Below are 18,025 nucleotides of genomic sequence, written 5' to 3' on the forward strand. Positions count from 1 at the left end.
GGAGCGTTAATATGAGAATCGTAGTCGCATTGGGTGGTAACGCCCTGCTCAAGCGTGGCGAGTCATTAACAGCGGAAACGCAGCGAGATAATATTAAAATCGCAGCACAGGCATTGGCAAAAATCGCTGCTAATAATGAACTGATTATTACCCACGGCAATGGGCCTCAAGTCGGTTTATTAGCGTTACAGGGCAACGCTTATAAGCCGGATGAACTGTACCCTCTTGATGTCCTCGGTGCAGAAACCGAGGGGATGATTGGATATATGATAGAACAAGAAATGGGTAATTTGGTGCCATTCGAACGGCCTTTAGCAACCCTGTTGACTATGATTGAAGTTGATTCCAAAGACCCTGCTTTTAGCAATCCAACTAAATTCATTGGTCCTGTTTATGAGGAAGCAGAAGCCAAAAAATTGGCTAAAGACAATCATTGGAGCATAAAACCTGATGGTGATAAGTGGCGTCGTGTTGTGCCTTCTCCTTTACCAAAACGTATTTTTGAGATTCGTCCGATTCACTGGTTGTTAGAAAAAAATACCATAGTGATTGCCAGTGGCGGTGGCGGAATACCGACTATGTACGATGCCGATAGTCGGCTTCAGGGCGTCGAGGCGGTGATAGATAAAGATTTGTCCACTGAATTACTAGCACGTGAATTAAGTGCAGATTTATATATTATGGCTACGGATGCTGAGGCTGTGTTTCTTGATTGGAACAGGCCTGAGCAACAAGGGATTAAATGTGTTAGTCCAAGCCATTTAGCAGAATATGAATTTGCCGCAGGTTCCATGGGCCCGAAAGTAAGTGCCGCTTGTCAATTTGCCGAGAAGACAGGTAAGGTCGCGGCGATTGGTTCATTAAAGGATTTAGAAAAGATAGTGGCTGGCACGGCGGGAACCCGAGTCAGTAAACTGATTGAAGAAATGGAAACGTATTGACGAATACATCCGTAACCTAATCCAGAAAACAACAAAGTCATCTTAATCAATTAAGATAGCTTTTAATTTTACTGGTTCCTCGTTGCCACACGTCTGAGGCAGGTTAGCTGGAGAGAACTCCGTTGGGCATAACTCACTTATCGGTTTTTTCTCCCGCTTCTGCTCATCTGACATTCACACGCATCACGCCCCCTCAACATCTGACATCCAGTCTGTCATAGCATCATCGTGCAGGGTTCATAAATTTTTCCGGTGAAAAGGCACAACTGCAAAAGTATAAACTACTTGCCTGTCGTGCCTCGGTTTCGCATACTGGGTTTCATCTTTGAAGCGTTCACTTATCTGAAACAATCTACTCTTTACGAGCTGCAGACCTTGCAGATTCCATGTAATAACGGATGTTTGATTTGAAAAAATCAGCACTACACAAACGGCTCTCATACAGACAGGCTAAGTTTACTGTCATTGTTGCCCTGCTATTGGGTCTGATTTTCAGCGGTATTCAAATTGCGATCGATATCAGTCATAGCCGTGAAAGCATGGATGACAAAGTTCAACAGGTGATTTATCTGGTAGAGGAGTCTGCCGTACAGGCCGCCTACAACATTGATAAGGACCTGGCTGAACGCGTTGTAAAAGGTCTGATCAATCATGCTTATATACACTTCGCTCAGATTCGCCTGGATGATAACAGTGTATTATCAACCTCAGATACACCGACCTATGACGACAGCGTTATGTCTCAAATCATGGAGAAAGACCGCCGCTCTTATGCTGTTCCTCTGGTCACTGTTTTTGAAGAGTCCCCCGTCGGCACTCTAATCGTGGAAACCGACCCGGAAGCATTAAGCCATGATATCTTTGACAGAGGTGTCGTGATTCTTTCCACTGGCTTTCTGCGTAATGTGCTTCTGGCCGTCTGTTTATTCTTTGTCTTCCATACACTCATTAGCCGCCCTCTGACGCGCTTGTCTGACAGCCTGATACTGCTCAAAAAAAAACACCATGCTGATCAACAGATACCCAGATTAAAAGGGCATACCGATGACGAATTGGGCTTTCTGGTAGACAGTTTTAATGAACTCTGGAATTCACGTAATCAGGCGGAAGAAGCCCTCAGAAGCAGTGAACAGTTCAACCGGGATGTGATGAACAGTATTGGTGATATGCTGATCATATGTGAAGCCGATTTCTGTATTTACAACGCCAACCATAATGCGTTCCAAACCCTGGGTTTTAGTAAAGAAGACCTGGTCGGCAGCAATATGAGAAACCTATTCAGCGCAGCACAGCTCCCTAAACCGCTAGCAGCACTAACATCAGATGCCAATTTAGTCCATGAGGTCTCTCTGGAGGGACAGCTTAAAAACCTCAAGGGTCATCTAATACCTGTTGAAATCAAAGCGCGCCGTATTGAGCTGAATGGTAAAACCTATATTCTGGCTTTATCACGGGATATTTCGCTGCGCAAAGAGCAAGAAGCCCGTATTCACCATCTAGCTTATTTTGACTCTTTGACCAGTCTGCCAAACCGTAGCCACTTCCTGGACCGAATGCATCAGGTCCAATCAAAAAGTCTTCAGCATAATATGTACAGCGCTCTGCTGTTTATCGATCTGGATCGTTTCAAAAACATCAATGACTCTCTGGGCCATGATGTTGGCGATAAACTTCTTATTGTCGTTGCGTCCCGATTAAAAGAGATGATGCGGGAGGAAGATACAGTCGCAAGATTAGGTGGTGATGAATTCGTTGTCGTTCTGCCGGAATTAGCAGGGCAGCAGGAATCGGCAGCACTGAGTGCCCAGCGTATCACTAGCCGCATCTTGGAAGTGATGGCTAAGCCCTTTCATATCGACCAGCATATTCTGCATATTTCGGCCAGTATCGGTATTCGCCTGTTCCCGGATGATGATAACGACATCAAGAATATTGTGAAACAGGCCGACACTGCTCTTTACCGAGCAAAATCCAATGGCAAGAACACTTTTCATTTCTACCGTCCCAGCATGCAACTGTTAGCAGATCAGCACCTTGCGATGGAGCGGGCTTTGCACACCGCGCTGGAACACAACGAATTTTACCTGCATTACCAGCCTCAGGTTGACCACAATTTCAGCATTATCGGGACCGAAGCATTAATTCGTTGGCAACATCCGGAGCAGGGGTTTGTACCTCCGGATCAGTTTATAGGGCTGGCAGAAGAAACCGGCCTTATCATTCCCATCGGATGCTGGGTGCTGCAGCAGGCCTGCACACAGCTGGCTCAGTGGCAGGAACAGAAACTATGCCCACATCACTTCCGCATGGCGGTTAATATCAGTGCCAAGCAGTTTGACCACCCCCAATTCCTCAATATGCTTTCTGATGTTATTAACAGAACCGGAGTTGATCCGAATAAGTTGGAGCTTGAGTTAACCGAGAGCTTACTGGTAAAAAATATGGATGCCACCATCATTCGTATGGATGCCATTCGAGCCATGGGGATCGCGCTTTCTATTGACGACTTTGGTACAGGTTACTCCTCACTGAAATACCTTAAGCAGATGCCGATTAATCAGCTTAAAATCGACAAATCTTTCGTGATGGACTTACTTACCGATGCTAATGACCGAGCGATTACAGAAACCATTATAGCCATGGCCTCCCATCTGCAGATGGATATCATCGCAGAAGGGGTGGAGGATGCTGCGATTATGGGCTTACTTGTCCGGTTGGGCTGTAAACACTTCCAGGGTTATTACTTCAGTCGCCCGGTTAGCGCTGAAAATTGCTCTCAGCTGCTTCAGGTTCAAAAATTACCTTTAGGTAGTTAAACCTCGTAAAGATTCTTATAGCAGATAGCGCCCTGATAGCTTTTATACTGCCAGGATGTAGCCCTTGTCACCGAGTCCCGTACACCACCATTGTTTTACCACTTGCTGTGACCAGTCCCTTCTCTTCAAGATCTTTGAGCACACGCCCAACCATCTCACGTGAGCAACCCACAATGCGGGCAATCTCCTGGCGGGTTACTTTAATCTGCATACCATCAGGGTGCGTCATAGCGTCTGGTTCTTTGCAAAGATCCAGCAGTGTGCGGGCAACCCGACCGGTAACATCCATAAAAGCCAGATCTCCAACTTTACGGGTCGTATTACGCAAACGGACAGCAACCTGATTACCCAGCACATAAAGCAGGCTCGGGTCTGTTTTTGTCAGCTCGTTAAAACGGCTATAGCTAACCTCTGCGACCTCAACATCAGTCTTCGCTTTAACCCAGGCACTTCGACGACTGATCTCATCGAAAAGCCCCATTTCACCAAAGAAAGAACCCTCATTAAGATAGGCAACCACCATCTCATGGCCATCTTCATCCTCAATCGATACCGTGACAGAGCCTTTAACCAGATAGAAAAGAGAATTACTCTCATCCCCTGCAGATATCAGTGTTGAACGTTTAGCGAAACTTCGTCTGTGACTGATCACTAAAAAGTCACTTAGTCCTGAAATCTCCTTTCTTATGGCAGGTAACATAGCAAAAACCCTTTTTTTCTTGCATATATATAATTATGGAGCATGACAATACCCGATCTTTCCTGAAACAACAAAAGCCATTTCCAATAAAGCTGCACTAGTATGCTTTTTTAACGGTAAAACTTGCGCCCCCCAGATAGATCAGCGATATTGCCCGTCAACGTTTACCTAAAATGTTAAACCGTAAGCAGGAGAAAACAACAGCATGAAAGCAGTCGTAAAATGGACAGATGGCGTTCAATTTCTGGCGGAATCCGGTTCAGGGCACGCTATTGTAGTTGATGGAGCACCGGATAAAGGTGGGCGTAACACAGGCCCCCGTCCAATGGAATTACTCCTGATGGGCCTTGGCTCCTGCAGTTCATTCGATGTTATCGGCATTCTGCAAAAATCCCGGCAAGACATTAGTGACTGCTACGTAGAGATTGGCGCAGAACGAGCAGATACTATTCCCTCTTTATTTACTAAGATTCACCTACACTTTGTTATCAAGGGCCGCGGTGTTAAAGAAGCCCATGTAAAGCGTGCAGTGGAACTATCCGCTGAGAAGTACTGCTCAGCGTCCATTATGTTGGCCACTGGCGGTGTGGAAATCAGCCACGATTACGAAATTATTGAACTGTAAAAGTCTATGAAAACTGCCCTGACATATTTGTATGTTTAAGGGCATTTTTTTGTGCAATAGGCATTTTTTATAGGCATAATACGCGCCTTTCAAAAATGGCTAGCTCTAGGGTTAGTGGGTACTTAACGAATTTGCACAATGCGAGGTCTCGGGCATGAAGGACAATATTAGGCTTCATGGGTTTAACAACCTTACCAGTTCCCTGAGCTTTAACATCTATGACATCTGCTATGCTAAAACAGAGCAACAGCGTGAAGAATATATCGACTATATCGATGAGCTTTACAATGCTGAACGACTTACGCAGATACTGAAAGATGTAACCAATATTATCGGCGCCCACATCCTGAATATCGCCCGTCAGGATTATGACCCTCACGGTGCCAGTGTCACTGTTTTAATTGCCGAACATGAATTAACCGATGAGTCGGAAAATGAGGTCGGGCCGGGGCCACTACCGGAAACGGTTGTTGCACATCTTGATAAAAGCCATGTCACCGTCCATACCTACCCTGAGAGCCACCCAGACGGCGGTATCAGCACTTTTCGCCTGGATATTGACGTGTCTACCTGCGGCATGATTTCACCGCTGAAAGCCCTGAACTATCTAATCCATAGCTTTGACTCTGACATTGTCACTATGGACTACCGCGTTCGAGGCTTTACCCGCGATGAATCCGGTCGAAAGCTATTTATTGACCACCCTATAACATCTATTCAGGACTATCTGTCAGAAGACACCAAGAATGCCTACCAGATGATTGATGTGAATGTTTACCAGGAAAATATGTTCCACACCAAGATGCTACTCAAAGATTTTGCTCTGGATAACTACCTGTTTGGTATCGACAAAAATAAGCTGACCTTTGAGGAAGCGGCAGATATCGAAGCCCGCCTGCGCAAAGAGATGCTGGAGATATTCTATTCCCGGAATATTGAGTAAACGTAACCCCCTCCTCTATACGGGAAACTGTATACGATGGAGGGGATGCTTCAGTTTAATAGCGGTATAGGACGTTATATAAAGAAGTATTAAAGAAGGGATCTACCGATTGCGCACCTGGCTAATATCAGACTCGCCATATAAGATCCAGAACGTGAGGTGCCAGCAGCATAATCATCAGCCCCGATAAGATAACACCGATAACACAGCCGGTTGCCATAGCTTTACTTCCGGGAAACAAAATTTCCGTTACCCTACCGGCAATGCTGGCCATAACCTGTGAGAAAAAGATCGCGCCATACATCAGTATACTGATCACAACGAACAGGTTGACTGTACTCAGAGCCTGCCACCAAATACCTTCCGGCTGACTGAAACGGATAAGTGCTTTCACCACTGCCAGGATAATCAGAAAAACACAGCCAACTACGGCATGGTGACGTAACGATAGGGATGCATAAGCCGTTAAGAACGCAGCTATACCGCCGGGTACTGATTTATTTAACGAGGCCGTCATCTTATTTCTCCTTATGAATCAGCACCACATCCTTGCCCATGATGCCAGGGCTGCAGGAGTCAACCGATCTGGTAGATCAACTACCCTCCTGTCTTATCTTTAGGACTCTAACCTGAAAAAATCAAAGGCCCACTAAATCCGGTACACGGACTTCGTCATCACCTTTGACATAAACTTCATCGCCATCTTAACCGGAACCGGGAAACGTACACCGCCAGCATTCAGAGCCTGGTCCGCATGTTGCTCCTCATCAATATACATTTGTTCGAGAATAACCCGGCTTTTCTGGTCAGCTGAAGGCAGCTCCTGAAGGTGGGATTCAAGGTGCTGACACACCTGCTGCTCAGTTGCAGCAACAAAACCAAGACTGTACTTATCACCTGCAGCGCCTGCTGCGGCACCAATACCAAACGACAGCCCATAAAATACAGGGTTCAATAAACTGGGGCGACTACCCAGTTGGCGTATGCGCTGCTCACACCAAGCCAGGTGATCTATCTCTTCACGGGCTGCTTCTTCCATCTGCTCCCGCACTTCCGGTAGTTTAGCCGTCACGGATTGACCCTGATAAAGCGCCTGAGCGCAGACCTCACCCGTATGGTTGATACGCATCAATCCTGCCGCGTGTTTCCGCTCAACAGGCGTCATATCCTGCTCTGCTTCAGCCCGAGCCGGGTTTGGGCGATAAGGCTCAGCAGCACCGGGAATCAGTGTTTTCAGAACGGTATCAGCACCAATCAGAATTTTATCCAAAGGTGTATGTTGACGAATATTTTGCATGGGTAAAACCTCACCTGTATCTGCAGAGCATGTTAGCGAATGCCTGCTCATTCGGCTATGGCTTTATGCGCCCTTTTTAAAAGCTAATGAGATAAATCAAAATAGTTTCAGATGGAATATATCCGAGAAAACCTGACTATCCTGATAAAAAAGGCACACAGGTGACAACCCTGTATGCCGTACTAAGATGAATTAACAGGCCGGTTAGCGCAGAAGATAGGACGTGTGCCGGGCAATCATCAACTCTTCATTCGTTGGGATAGCAAACACCTTTACTTTGCTATCGTCAGCACTGATCAGATACTCATTCGCCATGTTGCGCTCAGGGTCCAGCTTCATACCCAGCCACTCATTCTGATGAGCCACCAGGGCTCGCACCTCGGCATCATTTTCACCCACTCCGCCGGTAAAAACGAAAGAATCAATGCCACCCATCGACGCAACAAGAGAGCCTGTTTCACGGGCGATTCGATATACAAACATATCTATAGCCTCATGAGCATGCTCTGACCCATTTTTATGCAGCGTCAACATATCACTACTAATACCTGAAACGCCTAACCAGCCGCTTTTTTTATAAAGCAAACCCTCAATAGCATCAGCATCCATCTTATGCTCACGCATAAGATACAGCAGAACACCGGGATCAACCTGACCACAGCGACTCCCCATCGGCAGACCGTCAAGAGCAGTAAAGCCCATGGTTGAAGCCAGGCTTTCCCCGTTCTCAATAGCGCACATACTGGCACCAGCTCCAAGGTGAGCAACAACTAACCTGCCTTGAGCAAGATCACCATCCAGCTGTGCCAGTTTATTATGAATATACTGATAAGAAAGACCGTGGAAGCCATACCGACGAACCCCTTCCCGGGTTAGCATCCGGGGAATGGCAAAATTGCGGGCAACGTCGGGAATAGTACTATGAAACGCGGTATCAAAGCAGGCAACCTGAGGTAAACCAGGTAACAGATCCTGACATACCTGAATAAGCTTCAGATTATAGGGCTGATGCAAAGGAGCCAGTGGAATCAGGGTCTCAAGTTTATCAAGCACGTCATCCGTAACCACAACGGGTTCAGAGTAAAAATCACCTCCGTGAACAACGCGATGACCGACCTGAGTAACTTTAAACTTAGTATTATGCTCTAGCCAATTCATCACCACTGAAAGCGCCTGATGGTGCGCCTGACTATGCGCTACATCCAGCTCTTCTGCGGAAAGATCCATCTTATCCACCAGAATACCATCAGTCTTTTCACTGTGGTCATAGATTTCAAGATGGGCCGGGCCGGCTAAATTTGCAACTTTAACCCGGAAGTGCTGGCGAACCTCACCGGCATCCTCATCAAAAATTGAACATTTCAGACTTGATGAGCCAGCATTAACAATCAAAATAGAGTTCATGTATTTATATTCCGTTTACAACTGACAATCGGCACCCTTTTAAAGAGTGAGTCCCTGCTTATGAGCAACCAGAGATGCCACTGCACAGGAGCTTAGACGCTCCAGTGGTTTCGCTGCTCGACTGGTCAGTATCACCGGAACCTTGGCTCCCAGGACAATACCTGCTGACTTAGCTCCAGCCAGATACTGCAGCTGTTTCGCCAGAATATTACCCGCCTCCAGATCCGGCACCAAAAGAATATCAACATCACCACTGACATCAGAAGCAAGCCCTTTATCCTGCGCTGCCTCTTTTGAGATTGCATTATCGAATGCCAAGGGGCCATCCAGAAGCCCGCCGGTGATCTGCTTGCGATCAGACATTTTACAGAGCGCCGCCGCATCCAATGTACTCTGCATTCCGGGTTTTACTTTCTCAACTGCCGCCAGAATGGCCACCTTCGGCTGCTCAATTCCTAGGGCATGGGCACAATTAATCGCATTCTGAGTAATATCCTTCTTGGTCATCAGGTCAGGATCTACATTAATGGCAGCATCTGTCACTATCAGGGTTTTGTGATAACTGGGTACATCCATTACAAAGACATGGCTCAGACGAAATTCGGTACGCAAGCCTGCTTTCTTATTAATAATGGCTGCCAACAATTCAGAAGACCCCAGACTCCCCTTCATCAGAGCCTGTACCTCACCTTTACCAGCCATTTCCGCCGCAAGCTCGGCAGACTCATGACTATGAGCTGTTGGCACTATCGTGTACTTACTCAGATCAACACCACACTCCTGCGCCACAGCCTGAATCTTAGCTTCAGGCCCCACCAGATAGGGAATAATCAGCCCTTCTTCAGCAGCCTCTATAGCCCCAAGAAGGCTGTTTGCGTCCCCTGGATGCACAACAGCAGTGATAATGGGCTCATAAGCTTTAGCCTGCTCAAGAAAAGCATTGAGCTGTTCATGATGATGATCTTCTACCTTGGGCGCGCCTGGCACCAATATTTCGCGAATAACCTGATCCATAGTGCTTTGTTCCTCCATCAATAATGAAGTCTGACAGGCTTCCCACCTGAACTCAGTATCCCTACTGAATATGACGTTTTACTGATTTCCAGCAAAAACGACCCTTCCAACATGACGCATGAGTCAAATCAAAATTCTTACAATTTATTTCATCCAACGAAAAACGGGTGTCTTGCGACACCCGTTTGGTAATAGCTTAACCTGGAGGCCAGGCCATTCCCCTACCCCCAAGAAGATGCATATGAATATGGTAAACCGTCTGCCCACCATCTTCATTACAGTTCATAACCACCCGATAGCCATCATCAGCAATGCCAACTTCTTTAGCAATCTTCTGAGCTGTAAACTGAAGACGACCAACCAGAGCACAATCCTCTTCGGTCAAATCATTCAGTGTAGAGATATGGCGCTTGGGAATAATCAGAATATGCGTGGGAGCCTGAGGGGCAATATCACGAAAAGCGATAACATCGTCGTCTTCGAAAACGATATCAGCGGGAATATCCCGGGCAACTAACTTACAAAACAGACAATCCATAGTATCTTCCGCTTAAGCTGGTAGTAGGTATACTCTTGTTCTTAAAAGACCATTGTAAACCTCAGTCTGACCGCTTCCTAGTCCAGTACGACTTATGGCGAAGCAAGTCAGGAAGCCCGATAACCCTGAACTCTATCCTGTAACCCTGAAATCGCCTCAAAAAGAGACTTTGAGGCTTGCTCTGCTGCGCTGGCATCCTGCTGAGTTTCAGAAACCATTAGCTGCAACGACTGCATCTGAGTCACTACTTTTTCTGCAGAGTCGCTATAGGCATTGGCAGTACGGCTGATATCCGAATTCATTTCAGCAATATCAATCACCGCCTGGGTAATGCTCTCCAGTGCTTCACCGGTCTCTTTTATCTGGTCAACACTGGACTGAGCACTGCTTTGACCATGACTCATTGCCGCTACCGCGTCCCTTGATTGCCCTTGCAAACGGTCAATCATACCGTGAATATCTTCCGTTGCCTGACGGGAGCGACTTGCTAAAGTTCGCACCTCATCAGCCACGACAGCAAAGCCACGCCCTTGCTCACCAGCCCGGGCTGCTTCAATAGCCGCATTGAGTGCCAACAGATTGGTTTGCTCGGCAATACCTTCGATAATGTCCAGCACCTCGCCAATATTCTCTGCCTCACGGGCCAGTCCGTGCAGAGTATTACTAACGGTATTCACATCCTCAATAAGCTGGCTAATCCCGCTAATACCTTGCTGAACAACAGTGTTGCCATTTCGGGCATCTTTTTCTGTATGTTGAGCAACACCGGCTGTCGACTGTGCATGAGATGCAATACTTACAACTGCATCAGCCATACTGGCAACGGTCTCATTGATGTGAGCAAGACTCTGATTTTGGTTATCCACGTCGGCACGGGTACGTTCGGTTTGACGGTTAAGCGCCTGCATCGAGGTCTGGATAATATCACCACTGGCCTGAATCGCTTCTACCAGCTCTCGCTGGTTCTGATTCATCTGATTAAAATACCGAATAATCTCGCCAAAAACATCATCACTCTGAACCGTACACTGCTGGCTCAGGTCTCCGGCAGCTGCAATCCGAAGTACCTGAGTAAGCTGCTCCAACTTGCTCAGAACCAAGCGCCTGAACAACCAGTAGTTAAAAAGCCCGATGATCAATCCGGCACTGAGGCACCCCAAGACAAACCAGACCTGCCCTCCTTCATGCAAAGCCAGGCTCCCTTGAGCAAAGAGAGAGAAAGCTCCCCCTATAAACAGGCCAGCTCCAATAAAGGAATAAAGTAGCCGCTGCTGAATACTTTGCGTCATGCAACTGTCCTCTGCTCAGGTGTGTACCGCTTCAATTTATATCACTTAATAATGCGGCAATAAAAAACCTCCGTCAAAGGAGGTCTTATCATTATTATCTGTTATTTGTAGCAGATCACAGATACAGGTCGAAAGTAAATCAAAAACCAGAGACCTGCTAACGAAAACGCCTGTTTTCCAATAACTCATGGATTCGTGGAGTCAAAATCAATTCCATCGCCAAACTCATTTTTCCTCCGGGTATAACCAATGTATCCGGACGAGTCATAAAGGAATCTTTAACCATTGCCAACAGATAAGGAAAGTCCGTGGATAAACGATCTTTAAAGCGAATAATAACCATGCTCTCATCATTGGACGGAACATCCTGCAAAGCCAGAGGATTGGAAGTATCCACCGTCGGAATGCGCTGAAAATTAATATGAGTACGGCTGAACTGAGGCAAAATATACTGCATATAATCTGACATACGGCTTTGAATCGTATCGATTACCGCCTCCTGAGAATAGCCTCTGAGATTAGTATCCCGTTCAATTTTCTGAATCCATTCAAGATTGATCGTTGGTGCGACCCCCACCAACAGGTCTACATACTGAGCAATGTTAAACTCATCCGTAACAAGCCCACCATGTAGCCCCTCATAAAGCAGAAGATCAGTCCCTTCCGGCAGTTCAGTCCAAGGCGTAAATGTCCCTACCCGGTACCCCAGCTCCAGCATCTCTGTATCTTCAGCATGGATATAGTGACGGTAAATACCCGTACCGTTATCCGCATAAGACCCAAACAGACGGTCCAGCTCATCCAGCATATTTGCTTCAACAGCAAAGTGGCTAAGGGATTTTTTGCGCTCGGGGGTTTCCAGTAATATCTTGGTCATTTCCTCACGGGCATAGCGGTGAAAACTGTCGCCATGCACAAATGCCGCTTCAATCTTCTCCCGGTTGAACATACGCTCAAAGGCATCTTTAATTGTCGTAGTGCCTGCGCCGGAAGACCCTGTTACAGCAATGATCGGATACTCTCTAGACATACTCGCCCCTTAGGAATTACCTGGGTTGGCCAGAGATACTATCTTCTTGAAGGCTTCAGGTACATTCACTGCGGCCCGCACCTGATAATCAAAAAATACGATACCCGTCTTTGCCAGCGCTACCAGACCGCCATCAGATGCCTTGGTCACCCGATAAATCAGGTCTGCCCCTTTGCGGGATAGCTCATCCACTGCAATCTCAATAATCAGTGTGTCAGGATAAAAAACTTCTGCCCGATAACTGATTGCAAGATCAGCAACCACAATGCCTACACCCTCTATATCAATCTCTTTATGTCCATGTGCGATGAACATTTTGGATCTCGCCTCATGTATCAGAGAGATCAGGGTGTCATGAGCCAGGTGATTACCGTAATTCATATCGGTAATACGCAGCTCCATTGTCTGGGTATGTAATGGATTAGTTTCCGGGTATTCAATGCGGATCCGGGCCATGATACAGCTCCTAATTTTGTTATTTTTAACCACGGGGTTAGCGATCTTGCGACAGAAAATAAACTTGCTGACCGCATAATCAGCCAACGGCTGTCATCACTACTTTCACCGGTTCAAGCCAGATAATCTATAAATCCGGGAAATACTTAAACCAAAAACGGGAAGGCATTGATGACAAACGATGGAAACAGACCGAAAAAGCCGGAGGGTTGCTCCGGCCTTTTCAGATCTTTGAAGGCTTATTCAGGCTAAACCTGAAAAAAATTACGCTTCACCCTGCTCACGGGCGATCGCACGATAACCGATATCCGTACGGTAGAAAGAACCCTTCCAGCTAATGCCTTCTGCTAGCTTGTAGGCGTTGGCCTGAGCTTCACTAACCGTATGACCTAAGGCTGTCGCACACAGAACACGGCCGCCACTGGTCGCAACCTGACCATCAATCAGTTGTGTACCGGCATGGAACACCTTCATACCATCCTGCTCTGATTCAGGCAGCCCGGAAATCAAGTCACCTTTATCATAACTGCCGGGGTAGCCCCCTGCCGCCAAAACCACACCCAAAGCCCGACGCTCATCCCACTCAGCAGTGATTGTATCCAGCGATTCATCAATCGCCGCCTGGCATAAACCCACTAAGTCGGACTTCAGGCGCAACATAATGGGCTGAGTTTCCGGATCACCAAAGCGGCAGTTATATTCAATAACCTTAGGCGTACCATCAGCCATAATCATCAGCCCGGCATACAGGAAGCCAGTGTAATCATTACCTTCAGCGGCCATGCCTTCAACAGTAGGCATAATGACATCTGCCATCACCCGGTCATGAATTTCAGGTGTCACAACCGGAGCCGGAGAATACGCTCCCATACCACCGGTATTAGGACCGGTATCTTTGTTGCCCACACGCTTATGATCCTGACTAGTCGCCATTGGCAGAACGTTTTTACCATCAACCATCACAATAAAGCTGGCTTCTTCACCGTCCAGGAATTCTTCAATAACCACACGGCTACCTGCATCGCCAAAAGCGTTGCCAGCAAGCATATCTTTAACCGCATCTTCAGCTTCCTGCAGTGTCATCGCAACAATAACACCTTTGCCCGCAGCCAGACCGTCGGCCTTGATCACGATAGGCGCACCTTTTTCTTGCAGGTAGGCCAGAGCAGGCTCAATCTCAGTAAAGTTCTGATATTCAGCGGTAGGGATTTTCTGGCGAGCCAGAAAATCTTTCGTAAAGGCTTTAGAGCCTTCCAGTTGAGCCGCGCCTTTAGATGGACCAAAAATACGCAGGCCTTCATCACGGAAACGATCGACAACACCCTCAACCAGCGGGGCTTCAGGACCAACAATGGTCAGGCCAATATTGTTGGCCTTGGCAAAGGTCACCAAACCATCAAAGTCCAGTACGTCCAGCGCAACATTTTCCAGCTTAGGTTCAATAGCTGTCCCTGCATTACCCGGCGCAACAAATACCTGTGTTACGGATTCTGACTGTGCTGCTTTCCAGGCCAATGCGTGCTCACGACCGCCACTACCGATGATTAAAACCTTCATCTTTGCCTCATCTCACTGTAAATATTGATGTGCTAAACCGAACTGAATGTCCCGTTTGCTAAAAAATTGGAGGGCATTATCGCAAAAAAAGCGACAAAGTGGGAGAAACTTCCCTATATCCCCAAGGGGAGTCGTCAACTGAGAAGTAAAATTTATGGTGAAATTTGGATACTCTGACCCAAGAAACAAAATAAAAGAAAAAACTAATAAACCCAAAAAAGCCCCAGCAAGGGGCTTAACTTACTTTTATCTGAAAGAGGGAGGAAAAAGCAGACAAAAGCAAAAACTGACTATATCAGGCCTACGGCCAGACAGGGAGCAACCTATGTTTAACGTGTAAAGGCAGTATTGACCTTTTCTGTCATCAACTCACGAGCCTCACCCATAAGGTCCAGGACTGAAAGGTACTGACTGCTGGCCTTAACCTGTTGATCACAAAAAAAGCTGTAATGGGCCTCTGCTGCGACAACAGGATCTGTTTTCGACATCATATCCATCATATGTTTACTGAACTGACTCACGGAATCACTGATATACCGGCTTTGCTGATGAACCAGTTTTTCCGCAATTTTTGCTTCAGAGGAAGCCAAATCCCCCATGACTTCAGCCGGCTTCCAATTCGCTGACTCTGACAAGCTTTTAAATGTTTTCTGCAGATCGGATGACCATTGATCGAATAAGCTCATAACGCCTCCATACCGAGTACTCGGCAGTTTTATTGCACCGCAACATTCAGTATCAATATAGTGCAGCGCACAATAAGCTGTCAAACATATTTATTCGCTACCGCAGCATTCATGCTAATGCATGATTGATCAATAACTCACCGCCACCCTCAAGGTAAAAAAAAACCAACCTGACGGCTGGTTTTTTCTTAATAAGGTAGCAGACTACTCATCATCTTTAGGAGGCTTGTTCGGCTGAAAACTTTGCCAAAGTTTCATATTTTGCTCAGCAACTCTGCGCATCAACTCCATTGGAGTCGCGGTCATCGCTGTTTGCATCTGCTCACGTAAAGCTTTCTGCTGCTCCAGGAAAGTGTTAATACTCTCCTCGAGGTAATTGCTCATCGTGCCCTGCATACTGTCGCCATAAAAACGGATCAGCTGCTGCAGCACTTGATTACTGAACATAGGGTTACCGCCAGCGGTATGCCCGTTCTCCTGATCGGTAATAATCTGCAGCAAAATATTGCGGGTTAAATCTTCGCCACTTTTAGAGTCTTCCACCCGAAACTCTTCCTTGTTAATCACCAAAAGCTTGATGTCCTCAAGGGTGACATAACGGCTTTCTGACGTGTCGTATAGACGGCGGTTGGCGTATTTTCTGATAACTCGCAAAATTATGACTCTCTCTTCCGGCCTAATGATTGGCTCTTCTCGCCTGCAATATCTATTGTAATCGGTTTAAATGGCTGCACAATGACCCAGTCGTGTTGTTCTGTAAACATCTTGCGAGAAAATTACTTTACCAAACTTATTTCCATATGCCTTGATCAGGCAGCATAAAATTTATGCTGCGCAACAGAATAACCACTATATTTAACATGCAAGGGAGGAGTACTGTCACAAAAATATCACACCACTGACTTATTCTCCTTGAAGCCATCAGTACCTGATCGGACAATACCTTTGAACAGGCACTTGAGACTTCGTTTCTGACGTGACAAACAGGAAGAAAAATATGTTTCTGAAGGTTCGTAAAAACTGCGGCATCTACATGCAAAACAATGAAAGCGGTAAAAAAGTTATCGCTCCGGTATCAAGCCACTTTTACATAAACCTGAACCTGGTGACCGAAATATCATCGTACAGCCTGAAAGACCCAAAAGAGAAACAATTACTGGATGGCAACACACTGCCGATCCCACCAGGCTCTCGGGTTTTGCACTTCACCATGAGCAGTAATTTCAGCAGTTCTAAAGAAAAAATCAAAGGAGAAGATGGCAAACGGGCCCTTTTTGAAAAGATGTTCTACACGCTGTTTTTTTTGCCCGACAACTATGTCGAGTTTGAACGTCTGAAACATGCTATTGATCAAAGTACGTTAAATCGGGACTAAGTATTTAAAGCTAATTTTCGCCAGCAGATACGGGGCGCTTAATCCAGGACCTTAAAGCGGATTCGCCCCTGACCTGATTGCTGCAACCTTTCAGCTAACAGGTCAGGCTCTTCAACTTCCGCCGTTAACGAAACGAACTGACTGTACTGACAATCAACTTTACGTGCCGAAAGCTCCTTCAGCCAGTGCCGGATATCCGACTCAAAAGCATAGTCAGCCTCAATCTCCACGGCATAATGTGGTCGAACCTCCTCTGTATCCAAGGCGTCCAAGACCATTTGAGTCGCCTGTGAATAAGCCTTTACCAAACCACCGGTGCCCAGTTTAATCCCTCCGAAGTAGCGTACAATCACAACCACTATCTCGCCCAGGCCACTATGCATCAACACATTAAACATTGGTTTTCCGGCTTTACCTGAAGGCTCTCCATCATCGCTCATGCCATAGCACTGACTATTGTTCGGCGCTCCGGCAATAAACGCCGTGCAGTGATGCCGGGCATCAGGAAATTCATCCTTCACCGACTGAATAAATGCCTGGCACTCCGCCGTATCAGATACTGGAGCGGCAATAGAAATAAAGCGGCTGCGTTTAATTTCAAGCTCTGTACGGGCTTCACCGACAGGTTTGTGATAGATACTCATTCGTCCACATTTCACTCGAATAAAAGCGTTATTGTAACGAATGAGAGCGCTTCAGACCCATAACAATTCCTAATACCTGCACATCTTCATTCTTGAGTGTAATGGGGGACATGCTGCTGTTGGCCGGATCAAGCCTGACACCAGCACGGTCGATATAAAGACGTTTGAGCGTGACATACTGGCTATTAATCATCACAACGCAGGTTTCACCATTTTCAACAGTTTGACGCTGTTCAATCACAATGATGTCACCATCATGAATATTGGCTTCTACCATAGAATTCCCACGGACTTTCAGCGCATAAGTATTCTTTTTAACCAACTGCTTAGGCACTTGTATCTGCTCATGGTTCTCACAGATCTCCATAGGCATGCCCGCAGTCACCCAGCCTAAAAGCGGGATCTCACTGAATAAACTGGGGGCAATATCATCATCATAAACCGCATCCTGCCAAAGCAGGTTGTGATTCTGACTATCGATCGCCCGTAACAAAAAAAGAGTTTCATGTTTCTGTTTACCTGTATCCATAACCGCTCTCTTTATTGACCTATGGTGTCTGACACCAAGCCTATATATTTATACAGTATTCCACACAGGTAAAAAACTTTTTTTTAGCCCAAAGCGCAACACACAAACTAAAGACGCTGCAGAACAAGCATAGAAAGCCCTGAAGCCAGAACAGATGAAAAGAGTTTACCTTTACAGCGCC

Annotated in this window: 19 protein-coding genes; 5 read left to right on the plus strand and 14 right to left on the minus strand. The window is 46.5% G+C overall.

Features of this window, described 5'->3' with window-relative positions; genetic code table 11:
- The first annotated feature begins 11 nt into the window (after positions 1-11).
- Both arcC and ACN0R8_RS08990 read left to right on the plus strand, forming a co-directional pair.
- Positions 12-941 carry a carbamate kinase gene (gene arcC, locus ACN0R8_RS08985; RefSeq protein WP_417596738.1) on the plus strand — a complete coding sequence of 310 codons (930 nt, stop codon included), beginning with the start codon at positions 12-14 and terminating at the stop codon, positions 939-941.
- Between the two features lie 407 nt (positions 942-1,348).
- Positions 1,349-3,757 (plus strand): EAL domain-containing protein, encoded by a 2,409-nt coding sequence (locus tag ACN0R8_RS08990; protein ID WP_417596739.1) that lies wholly within the window; start codon positions 1,349-1,351, stop codon positions 3,755-3,757.
- Between the two features lie 67 nt (positions 3,758-3,824).
- On the opposite strand, the gene crp is transcribed toward ACN0R8_RS08990, so the two are convergent.
- Complete coding sequence (crp, locus tag ACN0R8_RS08995; protein ID WP_417596740.1) at positions 3,825-4,457, minus strand: cAMP-activated global transcriptional regulator CRP; 633 nt, start codon at positions 4,455-4,457, stop codon at positions 3,825-3,827.
- Positions 4,458-4,662: 205 nt separating this feature from the next.
- Here crp and ACN0R8_RS09000 point away from each other — a divergent pair, with 205 nt between their 5' ends.
- Both ACN0R8_RS09000 and speD read left to right on the plus strand, forming a co-directional pair.
- Positions 4,663-5,082 (plus strand): OsmC family protein, encoded by a 420-nt coding sequence (locus ACN0R8_RS09000; protein WP_417596741.1) that lies wholly within the window; start codon positions 4,663-4,665, stop codon positions 5,080-5,082.
- Positions 5,083-5,236: 154 nt separating this feature from the next.
- The gene (gene speD, locus ACN0R8_RS09005) at positions 5,237-6,025 is read left to right on the plus strand and encodes an adenosylmethionine decarboxylase (RefSeq protein WP_077242930.1); all 789 of its coding nucleotides are present in this window, start codon (positions 5,237-5,239) and stop codon (positions 6,023-6,025) included.
- Positions 6,026-6,152: 127 nt separating this feature from the next.
- Here the strand turns inward: speD and ACN0R8_RS09010 are convergent, their stop codons facing one another.
- The 11 genes from ACN0R8_RS09010 to phaR form a co-directional block, all read right to left on the minus strand.
- A complete protein-coding gene (locus ACN0R8_RS09010) occupies positions 6,153-6,542 on the minus strand; it encodes a hypothetical protein (RefSeq protein WP_417596742.1) in 390 nt (129 codons plus the stop codon).
- A gap of 132 nt (positions 6,543-6,674) precedes the next feature.
- Positions 6,675-7,322, minus strand: a complete 648-nt coding sequence (gene coq7, locus ACN0R8_RS09015) for a 2-polyprenyl-3-methyl-6-methoxy-1,4-benzoquinone monooxygenase (protein WP_417596743.1) — start codon at positions 7,320-7,322, stop codon at positions 6,675-6,677.
- Between the two features lie 204 nt (positions 7,323-7,526).
- The gene (locus tag ACN0R8_RS09020) at positions 7,527-8,726 is read right to left on the minus strand and encodes an acetate/propionate family kinase (protein ID WP_417596745.1); all 1,200 of its coding nucleotides are present in this window, start codon (positions 8,724-8,726) and stop codon (positions 7,527-7,529) included.
- A 39-nt stretch (positions 8,727-8,765) separates the two neighbouring features.
- The gene (locus ACN0R8_RS09025; protein ID WP_417596746.1) at positions 8,766-9,740 is read right to left on the minus strand and encodes a bifunctional enoyl-CoA hydratase/phosphate acetyltransferase; all 975 of its coding nucleotides are present in this window, start codon (positions 9,738-9,740) and stop codon (positions 8,766-8,768) included.
- A 196-nt stretch (positions 9,741-9,936) separates the two neighbouring features.
- Entirely contained in the window at positions 9,937-10,278 is a 342-nt protein-coding gene (locus ACN0R8_RS09030) for a histidine triad nucleotide-binding protein (protein ID WP_417596747.1), read from the minus strand.
- A gap of 107 nt (positions 10,279-10,385) precedes the next feature.
- A complete protein-coding gene (locus ACN0R8_RS09035; protein WP_417596748.1) occupies positions 10,386-11,567 on the minus strand; it encodes a methyl-accepting chemotaxis protein in 1,182 nt (393 codons plus the stop codon).
- A 157-nt stretch (positions 11,568-11,724) separates the two neighbouring features.
- Positions 11,725-12,597, minus strand: a complete 873-nt coding sequence (locus ACN0R8_RS09040) for a phosphoribulokinase (protein WP_417596749.1) — start codon at positions 12,595-12,597, stop codon at positions 11,725-11,727.
- A gap of 9 nt (positions 12,598-12,606) precedes the next feature.
- Positions 12,607-13,053 (minus strand): acyl-CoA thioesterase, encoded by a 447-nt coding sequence (locus ACN0R8_RS09045; protein WP_417596750.1) that lies wholly within the window; start codon positions 13,051-13,053, stop codon positions 12,607-12,609.
- A gap of 264 nt (positions 13,054-13,317) precedes the next feature.
- A complete protein-coding gene (gene purD, locus ACN0R8_RS09050) occupies positions 13,318-14,610 on the minus strand; it encodes a phosphoribosylamine--glycine ligase (protein WP_417596751.1) in 1,293 nt (430 codons plus the stop codon).
- A 329-nt stretch (positions 14,611-14,939) separates the two neighbouring features.
- Positions 14,940-15,296: a hypothetical protein gene (locus tag ACN0R8_RS09055; RefSeq protein WP_077242941.1), complete on the minus strand. Its 357-nt coding sequence runs from the start codon at positions 15,294-15,296 to the stop codon at positions 14,940-14,942.
- 204 nt (positions 15,297-15,500) lie between these two features.
- Entirely contained in the window at positions 15,501-15,950 is a 450-nt protein-coding gene (gene phaR / locus ACN0R8_RS09060; protein ID WP_077242942.1) for a polyhydroxyalkanoate synthesis repressor PhaR, read from the minus strand.
- Positions 15,951-16,293: 343 nt separating this feature from the next.
- On the opposite strand from phaR, the gene ACN0R8_RS09065 reads away from it, so the two are divergent.
- A complete protein-coding gene (locus tag ACN0R8_RS09065) occupies positions 16,294-16,671 on the plus strand; it encodes a hypothetical protein (RefSeq protein ID WP_417596752.1) in 378 nt (125 codons plus the stop codon).
- Between the two features lie 38 nt (positions 16,672-16,709).
- Here the strand turns inward: ACN0R8_RS09065 and ACN0R8_RS09070 are convergent, their stop codons facing one another.
- Complete coding sequence (locus tag ACN0R8_RS09070) at positions 16,710-17,315, minus strand: YigZ family protein (protein ID WP_417596753.1); 606 nt, start codon at positions 17,313-17,315, stop codon at positions 16,710-16,712.
- A 28-nt stretch (positions 17,316-17,343) separates the two neighbouring features.
- Positions 17,344-17,844 carry a LexA family protein gene (locus tag ACN0R8_RS09075; protein WP_417596754.1) on the minus strand — a complete coding sequence of 167 codons (501 nt, stop codon included), beginning with the start codon at positions 17,842-17,844 and terminating at the stop codon, positions 17,344-17,346.
- Positions 17,845-18,025 lie beyond the last annotated feature (181 nt).

It is taken from the genome of Oceanospirillum sp., from assembly GCF_048265165.1.
GTDB lineage: Bacteria > Pseudomonadota > Gammaproteobacteria > Pseudomonadales > Halomonadaceae > Oceanospirillum.